This is a genomic window from Nitratiruptor sp. SB155-2 (assembly GCF_000010325.1).
Classification (GTDB): domain Bacteria; phylum Campylobacterota; class Campylobacteria; order Campylobacterales; family Nitratiruptoraceae; genus Nitratiruptor.
This window is the reverse complement of sequence record NC_009662.1, coordinates 187461-209206: the sequence shown is the minus strand read 5'-3', so window position 1 is coordinate 209206 and position 21746 is coordinate 187461. Positions and strand designations below refer to the sequence as shown.

14 protein-coding genes and 5 tRNA genes are annotated in these 21746 nt (G+C 38.4%); 11 read left to right on the top strand and 8 right to left on the bottom strand.

All coding sequences use genetic code 11. The features are described 5' to 3' along the window. Window positions 1-13: 13 nt before the first annotated feature. The 4 genes from NIS_RS01105 to NIS_RS01090 are packed head-to-tail and all read left to right on the top strand — an operon-like array spanning window position 14 to window position 6403. Window positions 14-1690, top strand: a complete 1677-nt coding sequence (locus NIS_RS01105; protein WP_012081578.1) for an autotransporter assembly complex protein TamA — start codon at window positions 14-16, stop codon at window positions 1688-1690. Further along, window positions 1687-4284: a translocation/assembly module TamB domain-containing protein gene (locus NIS_RS01100; protein ID WP_012081577.1), complete on the top strand. Its 2598-nt coding sequence runs from the start codon at window positions 1687-1689 to the stop codon at window positions 4282-4284. Before NIS_RS01105 ends, NIS_RS01100 begins: the two co-directional genes overlap by 4 nt. Before the next feature lie 38 nt (window positions 4285-4322). After that, window positions 4323-4979 (top strand): phosphoglycolate phosphatase, encoded by a 657-nt coding sequence (locus tag NIS_RS01095; protein ID WP_012081576.1) that lies wholly within the window; start codon window positions 4323-4325, stop codon window positions 4977-4979. Next, window positions 4976-6403 carry an FAD-dependent oxidoreductase gene (locus tag NIS_RS01090; RefSeq protein ID WP_012081575.1) on the top strand — a complete coding sequence of 476 codons (1428 nt, stop codon included), beginning with the start codon at window positions 4976-4978 and terminating at the stop codon, window positions 6401-6403. Before NIS_RS01095 ends, NIS_RS01090 begins: the two co-directional genes overlap by 4 nt. Here NIS_RS01090 and NIS_RS01085 read toward each other — a convergent pair. From NIS_RS01085 to NIS_RS10175, 8 genes are all read right to left on the bottom strand, one after another. Further along, complete coding sequence (locus NIS_RS01085) at window positions 6360-6845, bottom strand: DUF2726 domain-containing protein (protein ID WP_012081574.1); 486 nt, start codon at window positions 6843-6845, stop codon at window positions 6360-6362. The genes NIS_RS01090 and NIS_RS01085 overlap by 44 nt on opposite strands. A 42-nt stretch (window positions 6846-6887) precedes the next feature. Next, window positions 6888-9422, bottom strand: a complete 2535-nt coding sequence (locus NIS_RS01080) for a putative bifunctional diguanylate cyclase/phosphodiesterase (protein WP_012081573.1) — start codon at window positions 9420-9422, stop codon at window positions 6888-6890. A 280-nt stretch (window positions 9423-9702) separates the two neighbouring features. Next, window positions 9703-9787 (bottom strand) — tRNA-Leu (locus NIS_RS01075). Between the two features lie 6 nt (window positions 9788-9793). Continuing rightward, window positions 9794-9870, bottom strand: a tRNA-Arg gene (locus NIS_RS01070). Window positions 9871-9891: 21 nt separating this feature from the next. Further along, window positions 9892-9968 (bottom strand) — tRNA-Arg (locus NIS_RS01065). 58 nt (window positions 9969-10026) lie between these two features. Then, window positions 10027-10103: transfer RNA gene (locus NIS_RS01060), tRNA-His, on the bottom strand. A gap of 31 nt (window positions 10104-10134) precedes the next feature. Continuing rightward, window positions 10135-10212, bottom strand: a tRNA-Pro gene (locus NIS_RS01055). Window positions 10213-10255: 43 nt separating this feature from the next. Beyond that, on the bottom strand, window positions 10256-10477 hold the full coding sequence (locus tag NIS_RS10175; protein WP_083754392.1) for an integrase core domain-containing protein: 222 nt from the start codon (window positions 10475-10477) through the stop codon (window positions 10256-10258). Window positions 10478-10811: 334 nt separating this feature from the next. Between NIS_RS10175 and NIS_RS01045 the strand changes: the two genes are divergently transcribed. From NIS_RS01045 to NIS_RS01015, 7 genes are read left to right on the top strand one after another with little or no spacing between them, the layout of a single operon-like run. Further along, entirely contained in the window at window positions 10812-12233 is a 1422-nt protein-coding gene (locus NIS_RS01045) for a mannose-1-phosphate guanylyltransferase/mannose-6-phosphate isomerase (RefSeq protein ID WP_012081572.1), read from the top strand. After that, on the top strand, window positions 12230-13981 hold the full coding sequence (locus NIS_RS01040) for an AAA family ATPase (RefSeq protein ID WP_012081571.1): 1752 nt from the start codon (window positions 12230-12232) through the stop codon (window positions 13979-13981). The genes NIS_RS01045 and NIS_RS01040 overlap by 4 nt, the downstream gene beginning before the upstream one ends. Window positions 13982-13989: 8 nt before the next feature. Beyond that, window positions 13990-17013, top strand: coding sequence for a protein kinase domain-containing protein (locus tag NIS_RS09920; RefSeq protein ID WP_012081570.1), 3024 nt, complete (start codon window positions 13990-13992; stop codon window positions 17011-17013). A gap of 9 nt (window positions 17014-17022) precedes the next feature. Continuing rightward, on the top strand, window positions 17023-17772 hold the full coding sequence (locus NIS_RS01030) for a PP2C family protein-serine/threonine phosphatase (protein WP_012081569.1): 750 nt from the start codon (window positions 17023-17025) through the stop codon (window positions 17770-17772). Continuing rightward, entirely contained in the window at window positions 17769-19079 is a 1311-nt protein-coding gene (locus NIS_RS01025) for a nucleotide sugar dehydrogenase (RefSeq protein ID WP_012081568.1), read from the top strand. The genes NIS_RS01030 and NIS_RS01025 overlap by 4 nt, the downstream gene beginning before the upstream one ends. 9 nt (window positions 19080-19088) lie before the next feature. Beyond that, entirely contained in the window at window positions 19089-20654 is a 1566-nt protein-coding gene (locus NIS_RS01020; RefSeq protein WP_012081567.1) for a glycosyltransferase, read from the top strand. After that, on the top strand, window positions 20651-21745 hold the full coding sequence (locus NIS_RS01015; RefSeq protein ID WP_012081566.1) for a PilZ domain-containing protein: 1095 nt from the start codon (window positions 20651-20653) through the stop codon (window positions 21743-21745). Before NIS_RS01020 ends, NIS_RS01015 begins: the two co-directional genes overlap by 4 nt. Window position 21746 lies beyond the last annotated feature (1 nt).

Genomic DNA, 21746 nt, shown 5'->3' with positions numbered 1-21746 from the left:
ATATAATACCAAAATGCGACTATTCATAGTGACACTTCTTTGTATTCCACTTTTTGCAGCACAGGTCTGGATAGATTTTCAGGGTAATCAGACTTTTGACAAAGAGAGACTCTTCCATGAGCTTGGTTTTGAAAAGAGTCTCAGCCAAAAACTTCTATTCAAAAAGTTACGTCCCAAAGTGGAAGCACGACTCCTCCCCTCATTACTGGAAGAGTTGAAACTCTTTTATCAAGAACAGGGTTTTTTCGATGTCTCTATCGATACGAAGTTTCAAAACGATAGTGTTATTTTCATGATTGATGAAAACGAACCTATCAAAATTGCAGCAATCTCTGTAACGAGTGATTTCCCCATCAAACATCTTATTCCTTTCCACACAGGGGACCGTTTTATAGTTCCCGCTTTTGTCCAAATGAAAAAAGATATCAAAAAAGCTCTTTTACAAAAAGGATACTGCTCTTATGAATTGAATGCGAAAGCCTATATCTACAAAAAAAACAGAATCGCCTATATCGTTCTTTATCTGAAAAAAGGTCAAATATGTGATATCGGCTCTATCCAAATACAATCTACCATTCCCAAAAAAGTGGTGCAAGATCATATCTTTTTCAAGCCAGGTCAACCGTTTAGTCTCGAAAGAGTTGATGAGAGTTACAAAGAGCTCTACTCCTTGGGCTATTTTCGATCCATTCTTATCGACTACTCCAAAAAGATAGACAATCACATCCTTTTGGATATCAATCTCAAAGAGCGAAAGAAAAAAAATATTTACAAAGCGGGAATCGGTTTTGAGACCGACAGAGGTGCATTGATAAACCTCTTTTACAAAAACACCAATTTTCACCTTCATCAGCCATCTATCACTCTCACCTATTCCGACATCAAAAAAGAGCTCAGCTTCCAAGATTTTTACCCATCCATCACACTTTTTGATAACGATTACGATATTACCAATAGACTCTCTCTCGCAAAAGACAGATATGACACATTCCAGACAGATTCGGTTCAAATCAACTCAAAATTGATCAAAAAAAACTTTTTTTCTTCCTACTCTTTTGGTTTGACGCTGCGCAAAGAGAGAGTAACAAGCACACAATCATGTATAGGTAATGGATACTATACACTATTGTACCCTTCTATAACCTTCTTTCTCGATCGAAGAGATTCAAAAATCGATCCGACCAAAGGTTGGTTTCTTTCGCTCAAAGCACAAAGTTCTCTCAAAGCCTTCTCGAACAGCAACTTTTTAAAAACAGAAACTACATTTGGATGGTATTATCCCTTAGAATCAGTACAACTCTATGCAAAAGCAAAATTTGGCCAGCTTCTTATCGCAAATGGCAACCTCCCTCCATCTATCTATTTTTATGCAGGAGGTTCTTCTAGCAACAGGGCATATAGCTACCGATCCATTCATGCATTGGATAGCAGTTGCGATATTGGAGGAAAATCGCTTCTACAAACCACTGTTGAATTTCGAAAACCGGTTTTTAAAAATGTCCTGGGAGCACTCTTTTGGGACAGAGTCTATCTTTCTCGAAAAAGTTTTACGATAGACAGATACGTAGATGGTGTCGGATTGGGAGCAATCTATCCTACACCTATTGGTAATATCAAAGCATATTTCGGGATCGATCCCAAAAATATCAGCCAAAACAGTTTTTTCATCCTTATAGGAGAGAGCTTTTGAAAGCCCTTTTCTCTCTATTGCAGTTCACTCTTTTTCTTGTTATGGCTTTGCTCGTAGCAGAGACGGAAAGCCTTTACCTGCAAAAAAGTCTCAAAAATCTTTTGCAAAAAAACGGATTTTCTTGTCATATCAGATTTGAATCTTTCCACCATCTATCCATACAAAAATGCCGCTACCATCACAAACCTCTTTTTCAAAAAGCCGATATCGAGTTTGAGTATCTGCCTCTCTTACAAGGTATTTTGGTTGTCAATAACTTAAAGGTGAATGGACTTGCTATAGAAACTGTCAAAAACATACAAAGCAAAGGTGGATCCAAAAACATTATAGGTATCGTGATAAAAAAAGCTTTTGTCTCGGCATATTATAAAAACGGCTATAAACTAACAGCAAAGCTGCATGATATTACTCCTCCTACAGCTACCATCGATAGACTTTTTGCAAAAACGCCCTATGGTACATTACAATCGAATGGTATCTATAAAAAAGGGAAAGTCAATCTACAAGGGATATTACATCCCAAACAGAATCTTTATCCTGATGTCGTTAGCACAACTGTCCCATTTAAGCTGATGATTTCTGCCAAAAAAGTCGATTTCGAAGCCTCATGCCAAAAGGTTCATTATCAATCATTTCTTGCAAAGAATATCAAAGCAAAAGGAGTGTATGACTACAAAAAAATTCACGCTTCCATCAAAGCATCACTCCATAACAACTTGGCAGATACAAACATAACCGCAAAAATACTCTTTGATGGGAATCTACACTACAGTGCAAAAGGCCGTTTGCACAACAAACCTTTCCTTCCAGAAATAGACTACACAAGCTATCAAACTTTCGATTTCGAAGCCAACGGATCTTTGAAACATCATGCAATTCTCTTGAGAAATTCCATTTTCCATATTACAGCGAATCTGAACAGTGACAAAACCTTCTCCATCGATGTAGCGCCACTGCAGCTCTACTCTGTCGTGAAACTTCCTCAAATACCAAAAGATGCTACCGTAGCACTGAAAGCAAAAGGTGAAGAACAAAAGGGAAATTTTCATATACTTTCCAACTACTTCCAGACGGAGGGTCGTTGGAGAGGGGAAACGATTGAAGCGAACTTGCGTTTTTTCAAAGATATACCACCCTTTCGATTATCAAAACTGCCAAAAACTTCCATGCATGCAAATCTATCCCAAAAAACATTCACCATTCACAACAACATCTTTCACCTATCATTTAAAAAGGATCACGGAACGATCCGGTTTGACGATACTTCTATCCAATTTGCAAAAAAGCAATCCTCCATCAGCTTCCAAGCAGCATCCAAATCACTACAAAAAGCGACTACTCTTCTCAAGACCTTTTATCCCGATATTCCCATTATAGAGGATGTACCCTGCACATGCAGCGGTACATACGATTTTCGTAAAAAAAAGTATGAAGCCAAGATAACCATCCACCCCAAAAAGAAACCCTTTTTGAACAATATTCAGTTTTTCGAAGCAAAATTTCATGGCAATATGCAAAAAATCATTCTTGATTATTATGCCCTTGTCATCAAAGGACACGGGGTGTATGCCACAAAGCCATCGGTACTTATCAAAAAGAATCAAACATTTTTGATCAAAAGCTTTTGGATTGACGATTCCATTCTTGCACAAGGGAGATACGATATCGCTAAAAAAAGCGGAACCATTTCCATCCATTCCGATGCATATCGATACTCGAACATCGAAGGCGAAGCCATCGCCGCAATCGACCTTCATACCACCATTCACAATACCAACTTCGATGTAGAAGGAACTGTCACACTTGATTCGGCCACTATCACGTATATGCCTAAAAAGGTTCGGACCATCAGCGACAAAGATATTATCATCCTCGATGAACAGCTACAAAGCCGGTCCAACTTTTTCAAAGATCACATAGCCTTAGCCATCAGGATCCATTCCAAAAAGAGGTTGCGATACAAGATACGTGAACTCGATGTCTGGTTTCAACCGGACCTGATGCTTTATAAGGAGTATCAAAAAGATCTTCAAGTGTTAGGCACTGTAAAAATTTTGAAAGGATTGTATGAAACGATCAATTCAAAATTTCTTATCTTGCCGTCACAGCTTAACTTCTACGGTCCTCCAACTTCTCCGATGCTCGAACTCTATCTAAAAACTGAAAAAAAAGGGTATCGCATATTCATCACTATCAACGGAGACACAGAAAATCCGATGCTCCATTTTGACAGCGAACCACCACTGCCAACTAACGATATATTAGCCCTACTTGCGTTTGGGGGCAAAAGCGGCTCTTTGGTTTCTTCAGCACTTGGAGCACCAAAGCTGAGCGCGCTTTTTTCCAATCTCTTTATAAAAGATCTTCTTGGCACTTTCTCAATTCAACCGGATTCACTCTCACTCATTACATCAAAAAACAGAATCGGATTTGAAATCGGAAAAAAATTGAGTGACAAAATCACAATTCTTTACAAGAATGATGAGGCTTCTACCATCATCATCCGATATCAAATCAATGACCATTTTGAAGGAGATATCGAGTTTGGTCCACAAAAAAGTGGAGCCCATCTATTTTATAGAAAAATTAAGTAATATTCTTTGCTACAATTTGGAAAAAATTTGGAGGGGATGTGAAAGAGGCGATATTTTTTGATTTAGATGGAACGCTCATCGACAGTGTCCCAGATCTTGCAGATGCACTCAATGCTATGCTTATTCAACTTGGGAAAAAGCCTTTTCAAGAACATCAGATCCGAACCTGGGTAGGGAATGGCGCGACGATGCTTGTCAAAAGAGCCCTCAGTGGTTCAAGTGAACCCAAAAATATAGATAATGCACTTTTTCAAAAAGCATTACAGATCTTTTTTGAAAAGTATGAAAACAACCTTTGCAACAAAACGACACTCTATCCAAGAGTCAAAGAGACTCTGTCACAACTGCATACGAAGTACCCGCTTGCCATCATTACCAATAAGCCGTATCGCTTTGCTAGACCTATTTTAGAGTCTTTTGGCATCGACAACTATTTCTCGCTTATCTTGGGAGGCGATTCACTGCCAGAGAAAAAACCACACCCAAAGCCTCTTTTGCATGCCTGTGAAAGACTCTCTTGCAATCCAAAAAATTCTCTCATGGTGGGAGACAGCAAAAACGATATTATAGCCGCCAAAAAGGCTGATATTCCGGTTGTTGCCGTAGACTGGGGCTATAACTACGACGAACCACTAACGATCTATCAACCAGATTATATCATCAAAGATTTTACAGAGCTGGAGAGACTGGTATGAAAGTAGCGATTATCGGTGGCGGTGTAGCAGGAGCAAGTACCGCAATCTATCTGGGGAGACTGGGGATTGAATGTACACTTTTTGAAAAGAAAACTCGTTTAATCTCAGGGCCACCGGCGTGCCATCTCCATGCAGGCGGTAATCTCTATCCAGATATCAGCGATGAACAAAGAAAGCAGCTCTTACGAGAATCGATCGAATTTTTGCGTTTCTATCCTCAAGCCATCGAGAAACGACCAACGCTTTTGGCTGTACCTAAAGATATACCTATCGATATCGATGAGTTGATAGACCGCACGAAACAACTGGCTCATTTTTATCAGGAACTTATCCAGTCCGATCCAGCAAATGAGGTGTTAGGTAAACCAGAAAACTACTTTTTGACTTTTTCAAAAGCAGATGTTTTGGCACTGCGAGGCCAAAAGCCCAGAAAGATTCCCCAAACACCAAAAGAGTGGCTCATTCCTTTTGCCAATGAAGTGGACCTCGAAAAGCTCAAATCTCCTGTCATTTTAGTACAAGAGTATGGTATCAACATCTTCCGCCTCAGCGCCATTGCCGAACTTCAACTTGCAAATGCCGATCTGCGTCTTAGCTCGAAAGTCGTAGATGTGAAGGAAAATGGGGATGGATTTATTGTCGTTTCTCAAAACAATCATGGGATGAAAGAGGAGTTTTTTGATATCTTGATCAATGCAGCCGGTTTTGAAAGCGGTATCATCGACGACTTTTTAGGGTATTACCGTGAAAGACTTGTCGAGTTCAAAGCTGCATATATTGCAAAATATCATAGCGAATATCTCTATCCAGAGATAATTTTTCACGGTATACGAGGAACAGACAAAGGAATGGCACAGTTTACCCCATATCCAGCAGGATACTATCAGCTTCACGGTATGCGAAAAGATATCACTCTTTTCAGAGACGGTGTGGCAAAGAGTGAACCTCCCTCAAGCCAACCAAAATTGCCTCAAAAATATGTCGACTTCATCGAAAAGGGTTTTGATCCCGAGCTTGCATATGAACGGACCAAAAAAGCCATCTGGTATGTCAGTCGCTACATTCCTCCGTTTTCCAAAGCGCTGCCCACTAGTACGCCACTTTTTGGAGCCCAGCAAGTCCCCGGAAGGGATTTGAGTTTAAGAGCTGCAGAAATCTCTTTTGAAGGGGACAGGTATGCAAGATGTGAAATCGTCAAAGTCTCATCCATTTTCACCATGGCCGATGCCATCGTCCAAAAACTCATCAAATTGCAAGCCCTGCCTCATACATCCCAAGGAATTCGGATAGAGGGTGAGATACTAGATGAAAAAAGTATCGATCACTTGGCTCGAACAATCGCTGCACAAAGAGGCTATCCAACAGCAATGGCAAAACTCTCTATCCCTTACATTGCTTCAAAATCTGGGAACGAAGCTCTTTAATATCATAGCTTTTTGCCGTTTTTACCCGTATGAGTGGAACACCTGCACTTTTACAGGCCCACTCTATGAAGCGATCTCTCTCTATGCGATCGGCTCTGGAATGTGATGCATCATCTAGCTCCAAAGCAGCCACGATATCCAGTTTCGCATCACACAGTACATAGTCAAAATGTTTACACGCAACTTTGTTAAAAGCACTTTGCCATCTGCTTCGATCTTTCGTAGTGATAGGCAGTAAAACATCTGCCGCTCTCACTTTGGCAAAAATGTAATACTCACTCCCTATGGCTTGTTGCAAATAAATAAAAAACTTTCTCTCACTTGGTGTAAATATCTTTTCAACAGCTTTGTATTTTAACGGCGGTTTTTTCCAAAAAAAGACGAGAATGAAAAAGAGTATCAATAAGAATAGAGCAAAAATAAGAATTTGATCTACTGGCAAAAATCCCCTTTTATCTTGTTTTAATTTTTGTGCTAGTGTATTTCAATCGATTGTCCCCATTTCGGGCGAAGGTTTACCGATATAGTATCCTTGTCCATAATCGATTTCCAATTGTTGAATTGCATGTAATATACTTTCATCTTCTATAAATTCGGCAACCGTTTTGATCCCAAGTTTTTTAGAAAGAGTTACAATACTTTCGACAAAAGCTCTATCTTTTTCATCAACGAGAAGATTTTTGATAAACTCGCCTTCTATTTTGACATAATCGATAGGAAGCTGTTTCACATAGTAAAAAGACGAAAATCCACTTCCAAAATCATCGATAGCAAAATTAAATCCAGAATTTTTAAGCTCATTGACAAATTTTTGTAAAAGGGAAAAGTTCTTAACGGTATCTCTTTCCGTTATTTCAAATACCAAATTTTTTGGATCTATGCCATACGTCTTAACAAGTTGGTTTACTTTTAAGAAATAGTCAGAAATCACCAAGGCTTTAGGAGAGAGATTCACGAAAAGCTTCTCTTTTCTTCCTTGCATTTTTTCAAAAGCTTTTTCCAATAAAATGAGATCCATCTTAAAAATGAGACCGGTTTTTTCAGCAACTTCTATGAACGTTGCAGCAGGCAAAAGTTCATCTTTATACCTAAAACGAGCCAACAGTTCATACGCTTCCACTTTTTCTGTTTTCACATTTAATATAGGCTGAAAATAAGGTATGATCTCTCTGTTTTTAACAGCTTCTGTTAAAAAGATACTTATTTCACTCTCTTCTTGGAAGAGCTCTTCAATATCCTCTTGTGTTGGGAGCTTAACTTGCGCTTTTCCAGCAGATTTCGCTTTATACATCATATGGTCCGCTATGGAAAAGAGATCTTTTATGTTATCTGCATGATCTGGACAGGTTGCAACTCCTATAGAGAGTCTCGGATTGATTATTTTCCCATCAGGCGTATGGATAGAGTATTTCTCTGCATTTTTTAAAATTCTATTTGCCACGATAAAGGCACCCTGCTCATCAGTTTCAGGAAGAACGATGACAAATTCATCTCCTCCATATCTGGCAACAATATCCCCTGGCCGCACACAATCTTGCAACAAATCTGCAATTTTGTTCAAAAATTCATCTCCAAAATCGTGGCCATACGTATCGTTGACTAGTTTGAAATTATCCAGATCAATGACAAGTAAAGAAAACTTATAATGGTGTCTTTTCGCTCTTTCCTCTTCGTAACTGATAAGCTCCCAAAAAACCCTCTGGTTGTAAAGATTTGTAAGCGGATCTCGCGTAGCGTAATACTCCAAGTCCTTTGTATATTTATATATAGCCTTGACTGAGCCCACCACATTCAAAAGCGTCGACAGCACACTCTCCACTACAAGAATTTTTGTAGGATTCTCTTTGATTTCTGGAGAAACTCCAATCCCAACAATACCTCCTATTTGCGGTTTTTCAAGCAATAACGATTTGGTTTTATATTCGATATCATCTAATGCAGTATCTGGAATGCACATATCTTGATTTGTTACATTATGATGCATCTCAATATACTCATCTTTTTCCAACGCGAATGTTTCTGCAATTTTTGGCTTTATAATCTCTTCAAATTTCTGTTTCAACTTTTTAGAAGGGTTCCCTATCCAAAAAATCTCAACTTCATATCTATCTGTCTCTTTAAATATGGAAAACATCATATATATCGGAATAACTTTATTGATCTCTATAAGTAACATCGAGACATACTCTTTCCAATCTTTAACGACTTCGGAAGTGAGTATAAATTTTTCAAGGAGTTTGATTTCAAATTCTAAAATCTCTCTATCTATTGCAATTTTAGAAAGCCTATTTGCCAACTCTTTGATATCGGCATAAATTTCATCGAACTCTTTTAAAGGAAAATCTATTTTTTGCTGTTTTATCTTATCTAAATCATCCATATGCGATATACTTTGTGTCACTTTTTTAATTTCTTCAAGGCCTTTTCTCAATTTTCTGGTAATTACATACCCGATGAAAAATATAATTCCTAAAGGAAGGAGGAAAGATACGATAAGTGCTTTTGAAAACTCTTTTGTACTAGAAGATATGAGAGGATCGAGATTGGACACTACTTCAACAACCCCTAGCACATCTCCCACTTTTGCATTCATATGGCATTGCAAACATAGATTTTGCGCTTTTACCGGCATAATAAAGCGTATTTTCCCATTTTCTTTGATGCTAACTTCTCTTTTTTGTTGAATGGCTTGAACGATCTTATCGTCAAAAGGCGGCTGATAGGTTTTTCCAAAAATTCTTTCTACGATATCTGTTCTATAAATGTCTATGTGATAATTCTTTTGTGTCGATTTGAGACTCTCCATAAACTCTAGTAAATCTTCTCGATCCCATCCCTTTTTCATCACCTGAAACATTGAATCAAAAGTTAAATTTGCAATAGAATATGTATCTTGTAAAACTTTGTTTTCTAAAGAGTTTTTAAAAATATTAGAAGCTTCGTAATAAATTAGAAATATAATAGAACACATAAGTAAACCATATATAATAAAGAGCTTACCGACTGTCATTGTTTTCATTATATTTCCTTAATTATTCTTTACGTAAGTTATTTTTAATAAAAATATAAATATTTATGATGCCAGTATTTTCTTAAAATTTTCATGATAGATAAAAATAAATTTCATCAAAAGATGTCTATTCTTAGAACAATTTATTATACAAGTTCAAAAAGAGATCCAAGGAAAATAAAGCTAAAAAAGAGCAGATAGTACCTATAAGAAAACAGCAGCACAAGAAGGCACAAAATCGTACACACTATATAAAAAGGATAGATAGAAAAGATTGCAGGAAGCACGATGGTGCGGGAGAGAGGACTCGAACCTCCACGCCTTGCGGCACCAGATCCTAAGTCTGGCGCGTCTGCCAGTTCCGCCACTCCCGCGAGTAGTGGTACGCCCGCCAGGACTCGAACCTGGAACCTACGGCTTAGAAGGCCGTTGCTCTATCCGGTTGAGCTACGAGCGCATGATAAACAGTGATAAGTAGTGGCACGCCCGAGAGGAGTCGAACCTCTAACCTACGGATCCGAAGTCCGTTGCTCTATCCAATTGAGCTACGGGCGCACATTCGACCCATAGGCGAAAGCTTTTTAGAGAAACATATCAATGGGCTCATTACCTATGGGGTGGATGACCGGATTCGAACCGGCGACCCCCAGAGCCACAATCTGGTGCTCTAACCAACTGAGCTACACCCACCGTCGAGTGCTAAAAAATAAAGATTTGAAAATGGTCGGGGCGGAGGGATTCGAACCCCCGACCCCCTGGTCCCAAACCAGGTGCGCTAACCAGACTGCGCTACGCCCCGCTCATCTTTAGGACTGAAATTATAGGCAAAATTGACCTCTTTGTCAAGATAGTGTATAAGTCCAATACATATGGCACTCATAATGATTTTCAGGGAGGAATTGTACCGGAGATTTGAGATTAAGTGAATGGTGTGGTATTTTGGTATTGTAATCGATAAGCCATTTTGCTAATTTTTTATTGAATTCTTGTAAGTCTGTAAAGAGTACATCTTCATAGTATTGAATAAACTGTTCTTGGATGGTTCTGTTAAATCTCTCATTTATGTTTAATGGAGGTTATTAGCTTCAAGGCCTTATGCTGTATGTTTTGTGTATTTTGAAGGAATTGCTACTGCGAGTGCTTTTTCAAAGTATTTTCGTAAACTTGACGTTAAGGGTGAAGAAGATATGAAAAAAATTAACAACAAACTTCTGAGTCATTTTCTAAAAAGTATAGAGAATGAAGAACTTATTCTTGATATGATACTCTCATCTCATAGAATTCTTTGCTATATATTAAGAAATATTAAGAAAATATTAAATATACTTCAACATGAGTCAGATAATGAACATTCGTTGATTGGATTTAACAGAATATCTATATGAAAGTAGGGCTATAATGACCAATATTATATTGTGCGGTGGAAATGGAACAAGACTCTGGCCAATTAGCCGAGAAAATATGCCAAAACAGTTTTTGAAAATGTTTGATGACAAATCACTTTACCAACTGACTCTTCTACGCAATAGATCCTTTAGCAACCGAACTATCATAGTTTCCAATGCAGCACAATATTTTCTTGCACAAGATCAAACCCATGAATTAAGACTCGATGGACATGAACCATTTTTTGTTGTCGAAGCCATTGGACGCAATACTGCAGCCGCCATTGCTTTTGGGGCTTTTTTGGCCCCAGAAGATATTCTTTTTGTTACCCCAAGTGATCATTTGATCGAAAATGAACAAAAATATGCTGAAATGATCGAATATGGTCTTAAAGCAGCCCAAAATGACGCACTTGTTACATTCGGTATCATTCCAACAAAACCGGAAACTGGTTATGGCTACATACAAGCGAAAAAAGAGAGCACTACAATCTTGGATGTAATACACTTCAAAGAAAAACCCGACCTTCAAACCGCCAAAAATTATCTGCAAGCCAATGAAGACACCAAAAGTAATTCTATATACTTGTGGAATTCTGGCATGTTTATGTTCAAAGCCTCTGTCTACTTGCAAGAACTTCAAAAGCATGCTCCAACGGTTTATAAAACAGCAAAGAGTGCTTTCGAAAATGCCCAAAAAGACGACTTTATACGATTAAAAAGTGATGATATGCTCAGTATTCCAGATATTAGCATCGATTATGCTCTTATGGAAAAGAGCTCAAATATAAAAGTGATCAAAAGTGAAATCAAATGGAACGATGTCGGCAGTTTTGATGCTTTAGATGAAGTATTTGAAAAGGATAAAAACCAAAATACCAAACTTAACAATCTATTTGCTTACAACTCCCATAACAATTTTGTATTTGGTCGCTATAAGACTATTGCATTGAATGAAGTAAATGATTTGGTTATCGTCGACACCCCTTCTGCTTTGTTAGTGGGCAAAAAAGGTTCATCCCAAAAGGTGAGAGAAATAGTCAAAATGCTCAAAGATAAAAACCCTCAACTTGTACAGTATGGAAGAACTGTATATAAGCCATGGGGGAAATTTACCAATCTTCACGAGGACAAACGTTTCAAAGTCAAAACATTAGTTGTGAAGCCGGGGAAAAGACTTTCCTTGCAAAAACACTTCCATAGAAGTGAACACTGGGTTGTCGTCAAAGGAACAGCCCTTGTACAAATCGAAGAGAAAGAATTTTTACTCCGAAGCAACGAGTCAACCTTTATTCCCATGGGCGCAAAACATAGACTGAGCAATCCCGGAAAAGTTCCATTGGAAGTGGTTGAGGTACAGGTGGGCGAATATTTGGGTGAAGATGACATTGTACGATTGCAAGATGATTACGGCAGAATCAAGGATGAACAATGATCACAATAGAAAAACTACCCAAATGGGTTAAAGAACTTCTTAGTTTTACCTCAATCTATCAACAATTTTTAATCGATGGAAACATATATGATTTCTATCCCTATTTTAATAAAAAATATGGCTATGTAACACAATCTTTACCAAACTATTTAACTGCCGTTCTACACCAAGTAGGCTATGAAAATGTGATTTTATACGAACCTTGCATCGGTTTTACTCTCTTAAAAGGCAATCATGAGCAACTACAACAAGAAGGGATCGATTTTAGTAACCAAAAATTGGCCGCAACATGCTCTTTGCGTGAAGCCTCCGAGATAATCGAAAAAATTTTACAAACAGATCAAACAAATAGTGCAGTTATATTCAACTATGCTTCTCGAATCCATACGCTTTACAGCCAACAAGAGATAGATGAGTTTCTTTATCGGTTTTTCCGATTCTCGCTCAATGCATATCCCATCAAAACAGATGATATCCCCAAATTTAATCTTCTGCTTTTTATCCTTGAACAAAAAGAGGATTTTCCTCCCTGGTACAATCACAGTAAAATCCGTTCTCTTTCTATTCCCAAACCAGATAGTGAAACACGAAAAAAGATTATACGATCTGTCATCACCTCGTTTAAGGAATTCCAAACACTTCTACCCCAAAGACAGGATGAAATTGTAGAACTTCTATCTGTATATACGAATACATTGGATGGCAAAGATATTTTGCACTGTTTCATGCTTGCAAAACAGAAATACTCGCATATAAGCCAGGTATTTGAAACGATCCAAGAGTACAAAAGCGGTGCAATAGAAACTCTTTGGAACAAAAAAGAGCTGTTATCTAACCTGCGAGAAAACCTCCAAAAAGAAATTTTCGGTCAGGATAGTGCAGTAGAAAAAGTTGTTAAAGCATTCCAATGCGCCTTTTATGATTTATATCGCCTGGAGAATCCAGAAGCAATCGATAAACCTCGCTTGACCTACCTTTTTGCAAGCTCTTGTAAAGAAATACCCAAAGAGATTGGCAAAAGTTTGGCAAAAACAGTTTTAAACAGTGAATCTTTGCTTTTTTTATTTAATCTATCTGAATATGTTCAGAGTGATGAACCGCTTAAGAAACTATTACACGGTGAGCATGGTCTAATAAAGATAATCCAAGAATATCCAAGCAGTATCATCATGTTTGAAAATATCGAAAAAGTTCCTTTGCAAATCCAAAATATTGTATACCAAGTGGTAAAAAATGGAAGAATAAATATTGACAAACAGATGCTCTATTTTACACAGGCAATAGTTATACTCACAACGAGCATCGAACCACCTCCAGTAAATGATGCAAAACAATCTCTTGAGAAGATAACTTCAGATTATTACACGGCCGCAAAGCAACAGGTGCAACAACATATCAACAGCGACCTTTTAGACAATTGCGAATTGATACTATTTGGTCCAATTAAAAAAGATGATATACAAAAATGGATCCAAAAAAAGATAGAAGAGGTGTTGGTAAGGATAAAAAATATACAAAATATTACGATAATACTCAATGATACAGCCATACAAAAGATAATCAGCGAATGCATGAAACGGTACAATCCTTTTAGTATGCAAGAGGTCGAAACCTGTTTGCATGATATATTGACCCATCCTTTAGCCGAGTATCTTTTGCAACACAATATTCAATATGGTCAAACCATATTGATAGAAAAGTGTGAGGCACGAAATCATTGGTGGCATCTACATGGCACCGTAGCCTAAGGGAAGAGATGGCATATAAAATCTGTCCTGTTTGTGGAACAAAAAATGAGCCAAATGCACTTCTTTGCAAAAATTGCTCATACGATATCTCTTCAGTTGCAATCAGCGAAGAAAAGCCAATACAAACACCCCTTGTGTTAGTATCACAGGATTTCTCTATCACTATCATAAAACCGACGGTTTTAGGAAGAGAAGGGATCGCAAAATCCCACTTTACCGATAAAGGAATCTCAAGAAAACATGCTAAGATCTTCAATGAAAATGGCCAATGGTATATTCAAGACCTCAACAGCACTAACGGAACCTATCTGAATGGACAAAAGCTCATCCCAAACAAAAAGTATCCATTACAGCAAAATGACATCCTCTCTTTGGCTCAAAAAATCTTTTTCACTGTCCAGTTTAACCCGCAAAGCGATACAACGGTCAAAGAACATTTCATTAGCGACAAAACAGAAAAAGAAGCTATTTTAGACGATAAGACAATCAATAAAACCGTCGCAGTCGCAAAACCACATGCCCTCACCCAAGCCCCCAAACAGGTAGCGGGTTACGATATCCTCAAACATCTCTCATCCGGAGGTGAATCGGATACCTATCTAGTACAAAAAGAAGGACAGCACTATGTCCTCAAAATTTATCGCTTGCATATGCTTCCTGATTTGAATTTGGTAAAAAATATTAAACAACTCACTCTCGAACACCCTCAACATCTCGTTCGGCTCATCGATTATGGTGAAACAGAAGGTAATTTTTACGAAATATATGAATACTGCAAATTGGGCAGTATCGCAGAACTTTTGCAAAAAGATGAGTACAAAAAACGCTTTTCCCAAAAAGAGACTTTTTTTGATTTCTTGCAACAGGTCAATGAAGCTTTAAAAGTCCTTCACAGCCACAACATCTATCACCGTGACCTCAAACCTTCCAATATTTTGCTAAGAGACTGGTTCGAGGTGGTGCTGTGCGATTTTGGTATTGCAAAAAGTATCGAAGAATCTACTGTTTTTACCAAAAATTTCAAAGGAACATATAAATACTCAGCCCCTGAGACCTTCTCCAATGAATACAACAAAAAAAGTGACTACTGGTCACTTGGAATGATTTTATATCTGCTTTACTTCGGAAAAGAGCCCTTTGAAGAAGAGGATCTCAACAGGATTCTTTCAAAGATTGTTTCTGATGAACCGATAGCAATCGAAACAGACGATGCCAAAATCAAAACTGTGCTCCAAGGCCTTTTGCAAAAAGATAGCACCAAACGTTGGGGAGCAACAGAGATTGATCAATTTTTACAAAAAGAACAACTTGTAGAAAATAAATGTCTGCAAGAAAGCGAACATCCTCAAAAATATAGAGGCTGGGAAGCCTTTGATGACAAAAGTGCACAAATTTGGCGTGAAGTCGGTTTTACGCCACAAGAAGCATTAGAGTGGAAAAATTCCGGTTTTATGGAACGTGAAGCTCTCTTGCTCAAACAAGACGCCAATTTGACACCCCAAGAAGCCAAAATTGCCCGACTGGAAGGACTTTCGTTTGATGAGATAAAACTGCTAAAAAAACATTTTTACGCTCTTTTGCAGAGAAAAAAAGCACATAATGGAGCGCTCAAGAGTCTCTCTTACGATCCAGAAGGCATCATCCTTGCTTCCGGAGGCAATGATTATGCCGTGCGGCTATGGAACTCTCGCTCTTATCAAGAGCTTGCCATTTTGGAATGGCATACAGACTATGTGCAGTGCGTCTCGTTCGATCAGCAAGGAAAAACACTGGCAAGTGCCAGTAAAGATAAAACCATTTGCTTATGGAATGTGGAAACAAAAAAGCATCTTGCAACATTACAAGGGCATCAAAGCTATGTCACGTGTGTCTCATTCCATCCCAGCAAAAATATATTAGCCAGTGGCAGCTGGGATATGCAAATCCGCGTTTGGGATATCGAGACGCAAAAGACGATTGCCACTCTCAATGACAGCAAAAGCTATATTAACAGCATCGATTTCAATCATGATGGCTCACTCCTTGCTTGCGGAACAGAAGGCGGTGAAGTTATTATTTGGCAGATGCAGACCAAAGAAGCAAAAGCTTTTTTTAATGACCATACCGCCAGTGTGCATGCAGTAGCATTCCATCCAAACAAAAATATTCTTGCCAGTGGCTCTGAAGATGGTTATGTCATCCTTTGGGATTATCGCAACGGAGAAAAAATATCTCTTTTCAGACACGGTTTTAGCATCAAAGCAATCGCTTTCCATCCAGATGGTACGCTCCTCGCAACAGCAGGTGAAAATAGCATTATAACTATATGGGATACAGAAACTGGTGTAAGAATTACACAGTTTTCAGATACATTGGAAGATAGCGAATTTATGGAAATAGCTCCGATGCAGGAAGATGTATTGGCCGTTCGACAAGGCAATACCATCGAAATATGGAATCTTCATGAACAAACAAGGATTAGTACGATTGTACTCAATGCATACGATATCGTATCATTGGCATACCATCCAAAAGGCGATCATCTTTGCGCTGGAACAGTAGACGGAAAACTCCACATCTGGTCATCCAATCTCATTGACACCATTGATCAAATCAAAAAAGAGGGATTTAGTGTCAAAGAGTTTTTATCGTGGTTGAAAAACGGTTTTTCACTATACGAAGCAAAAATGTGGTATCAGCTTGGTTTTGATGCACTTCAAGCGCAATCATGGAGAACAGAGGGATTTTTGCCATATGAAGCCAAAAAATGGATCGAATATGGCTTTGATGTCCAATCGGCCATGCAATGGAAAAATGCAGGATTTTTACCAAATATCGCAAAGAATATGACAGATGACGGTTTTAGTATCAACGAACTTTTTACGTGGCTCGACAACGGTTTTGGTTTGGAAGAAGCCAAAGAGTGGAAGAGGGCAGGATTTGATATCGAAGAAGCAAAGCTGTGGAAAGAGAAAAATATTCCAGCGTCTAAAGCAAAACGTTTTAGAAGATTTGGCTTAACTCTTGGCTCACTTTTAGCCAAGATTTTTTAAGGCTTGGAGATGGTGCATATTACGTATTGCAGTGAAAAAGGAAATGTACGCACACAAAATGAAGATTATCTCCTAATTGCTGACGAAATAACACAGGCCTGCTCTCATAAAAATATAAGAAATACACACTTTTTAGTAGCTGTTGCCGATGGCATGGGAGGATATCAAGAAGGCGCAAGGGCGGCAAAGACGGTATTGGAATATATACAAAAACGTAAACCATCCAATCGTCAGATGGTTGTTGCAACACTTCTTGAAGCAAAAGAGGCTTTGAAGAAAATTGCTGCCCAAGAGAGGATTTCTTTGGGAACAGCATTAGCTGGTATTTCCTGGCATGGAAATAAAGCACTTATATTCAATGTTGGAGATTGCCGTATCTATAAAATTTCTCCGCAGGAGGAGAAACTCTTGAGTAAAGATCATACATTAGCCCATGAACTGCAAGAAGCAGGAATCAAAAATTTTAACAGTAACATTCTTACTTCATCTATCTCTGGGGGAATGGGCATTGAGGATTTTGAAATATTTTTCTCATCAACCACCATAGAAAAAGGTAACAAAATTGTGCTTTGCTCTGACGGTTTTTGGAAAGAGTTTGCATCACAAATGAAGCAAATTGCTTTCGCGTCCAATATCCTCAAAGCTTTTGAAAAAGCAAAAAAAGGAAAAGAACTTTGTGATAATGTTAGTTTTGTCGTTATTGAGCAAAAAGGCACTATAATAGATAGACTACTTTATTTTATAAAGGAAAACAGATGAAAATAAGTGTTGTAGGTTTAGGATATGTAGGCAGTGTCTGTTCTGCAGCTTTTGCCAAAGAGGGACACCATGTCATCGGCGTTGATGTAGACAGCATTAAAGTTAATCTTATCAATCAAGGAAAATCACCGATCGTAGAAAAAGGGCTTGATACCCTTATCCGGGAAGGCGTAGAAGCAAACCGCTTAGAAGCCACTACCGATTTGGCATATGCCATCGCTAATACCGATCTTACAATTATTGCTGTAGGAACACCAAGTCGAAAAAATGGCTCTTTGGATCTTCGATATATCGAAGAGACGGCAAAAGCTATCGGAGAAGATCTCAAAAAGAAAAAGGGGTATCATATTGTGGCTATGCGCAGCACCGTTTTACCAAGAACAGGCCAAGATATTGTTATCCCTTTGATTGAAAAGATCTCAGGAAAAAAACACGGAAAAGATTTTGGATATGCTTCCAATCCGGAGTTCTTACGGGAAAGCACCGCAATAGAAGATTTCTATCATCCCCCTTTTACTGTTGTGGGAGCCAATGATCCGAAAGTGTTTTCCATTTTTAAAGAGCTCTACTCATTTTTGGATGCTCCCTTGTTTGAAACAGAAATCGAAGTAGCGGAAATGATCAAATATGCTTCCAACAGCTGGCACGCAACCAAAGTAACATTTGCAAACGAAATAGGTATGATCTGCAAAGAGTTGGGTATCGATTCACATGAAGTAATGCGTATCTTTTGTGAAGATACAAAACTCAATATCTCATCATACTATCTCAAACCCGGGTATGCCTTTGGAGGTTCATGCCTTCCAAAAGATCTCAGAGCTATCACCCATAAAGCCAAAGAACTCGATGTCATCACCCCAATGATGGAACATATTATGCCAAGCAACGAGTGGCAGATACGAAGGGTCTATCGAGACTTCATCCAGCCTTTGCCATCGAAAAAAGTCGCCTTTTTAGGTCTCAGTTTCAAAGCCGATACCGATGATTTACGTGAATCACCCCAACTTGCACTTGCGGAAATGTTGATAGGAAAGGGATATGAACTCTTTATTTATGACAAAAATGTCTCTTTGGCAAAAAAGGAAGGCGCTCTCAAGACCCTTTTGGAAGGTGATTTGCACCATATCAATGAAAGATTGTATGAAAACTTAGAAAAAACTATACAAAAAGCTGATATAATCATTTTAGGTAACAATGCTAAAGAATTTAAAGAAATTCCTTTGACATATACCGATAAATATATAGTCGATTTGGTACGAGTAATCGATAAAAAGAGCGATAAAAAGTATCAAGGCATTTGCTGGTAAGGAAGATTGATGTATCAAGAGAGTAGCAACCGCCAATTTGTCTTTTTTGTGCTCTATATCATTTTGGTTATTGTATACGCTCTTGCCTTGCCACGTGAACTTTTTGATCCCTACCAGAAGCAGTTGATTTTCATATTAGGGATAGTAGGCGCATACCGCTATACCTGGTTTTTTATCAACAATATACGGGCTCGCCGCTATATAAAGTACAAATTTCGACAAATGAGAAAAAAAGAAGAGGCTGCAGGTGATGAAATCGATCCAGATCATCTTTTTATCCTCATTACAACATATAAAATTGCAACAAGCATCTCTGTAAAAGTCTATCGAGAAGCGATTAAAGATGCGATCGCTTCTGGATATCCTACGACACTTATCGCTTCTATTGTCGAGATTTCTGAAGAACGGCTTGTAAGAAGAATATTTTTAGAGTTAGAACCGCCTGAAAGAGTCAAACTTGTTATCGTGCGGATCAAAGGAACCGGTAAAAGAGATGCTTTGGCTACCGGTTATCGCGTCATTGCCAATACGCCACAGGTTAATTTGAAAAAAAGCGTCGTTGCAGTCATCGATGGCGATTCGATTGTAACACCGGGAACCTTTCGCAAATGCGCTAGACTCTTTGGGCTCGATCCGAATCTCGGTGGACTTACAACCGATGAGGACTCTATTCTCCTCACTCCTCCTAAAACCATATCAGAATATCTCTATCTCAACTGGTATCGTCTTCGCATGGCACAACGGAATATCTCCATGTGCTCCGTAGCACTTTCTGACCGGATCCTCACACTTACCGGCCGTATGTCGATGATCAGAGCCAATATTGTATCAAAAGCCGCTTTTGTAAAAACGGTTCAGCTCGACTATGTCAAACACTGGCGGTTGGGAACGTTTGAATTTTTGACCGGAGATGACAAATCGAGTCTTTATTATGTCATGAAAGATGGGTGGAGCCTTACCTATGTCCCTGATGTGATGGTTTATACGATCGATGAACTTGTACACAAAAACTTTTTTATCGGCTCATTGATGCTCATGACACGCTGGTTTGGCAATCAATACAGAACAAATCTTAAGCAATTAAAAATCAAAGATGTTCGTGAACGGATAGGAAATTTTCCTTGGTATGCCATTATCGATCAACGCATCACCAAATGGATGACACCATATGGATTCTTTTTAGCTCTCCTTGGAGCTATTCACTGGGGAATATATATTTTGTTTGCCTATATCTGGTGGGTACTCTTTTCTCGACTCATCATGATTTTTGTCTATCGTATGACACGAAAAAATATCCATCCTATGTGGCCTCTGCTGCTTTACTACCATCAGCTGGTGGGTTCATTGACAAAAATCTATATATGGGAGCATCTGTACAAGCAATCATGGACTAGACAGAAAACAAAGCTAAAAAGCAAGGAGGCTTTTATCGAGTGGTACTACCGTGTCAGTTCCAATGGTACACTGACCATCAAGATGCTTCTTTTTTTAATCACCATCGCTTTTTTGGTCCAAATGCTCACATTTGACGATATTTGGCTCTACCTTCACTTTATAAAGGATGTGTTGACATGAATAGAGAAAACAAAGAGAAACTCGCCAAGCAGATCATGCATGAAGCAGAAGTTACAAGACAGTTTGCTCGCTACAAGATCCCGGCCAAAGTGGAAATAGATGGAAAAATTTATGTAGTGGATAATTGGTCTTTGGGTGGTTTGGCTATCAAAAATGCACCAAAAGAGTTTTGTCAAAAACCGATGCGAAAAGGGAAAATGATTTTTAAATACGATACTTTTGAAACGGTTGTCGACAATCTGAATCTGGAGTTCATCTGTACCGGTAAAAGAGCCGAAGGGGATCACTATCCTTTGCTTGGAGCAAAGTTTCACAATCTCGAAGATTATCAAATTTCCATACTCAATCAAATCATCACAGCATACATCAACGGTGATATTATCACAAAAGAAGACATTCTCTATGCAGTCACAAGGCAAATAACCTATCCCAAAAAGGAAGAGAAAAAACTTAACAAAAAAAGAGCGGATAAGTTATTGATCTTAATCTACACCGTTATTTTTCTTTTACTCTCATTCTTAGGCTATATTGCCTATTACCGAACATTTGTCGTACAGACTGCGAACGCCTATGTAGACGGTAACATTACCGTCATCCGCGCACCATTTCTTTCCTACATCCATTTCACAAAGACTCTACATAGAGGCGATAACATCGAAATCAATCAAACGATCGCTATCGCGCGCTTTATCGATGGGGAAATGCAACCAATCATTTCCCCTTTGAATGGAACTGTCCTGAAAGTCAATGTTTTGGAGAACGAATTTAGAAATACAGCAGAACCTGTGGTCACAGTATTGCAAAAAGATACAGCACCTTATATCATCGCAAAAATGGATCACAAATTCTTTAAAAAGGTAAAAGTTGGTTATATCGCTAAAGTACGTACACAAGATGACCAAATATTTGAAGCAAAAGTAGTAAAAATTGAGCCTGCCCAACCTGTCGATTTGGAAAAAGCAAAAATATTGGCCAATATCTATAATCGCCCAAGAGATTACGACACGCTCTATTTAGAACCAACCGAGCCGATTGATATTTCACTAATTAACACAACGGTCTATGTGACGATAGATACTTTTTGGCAATAGG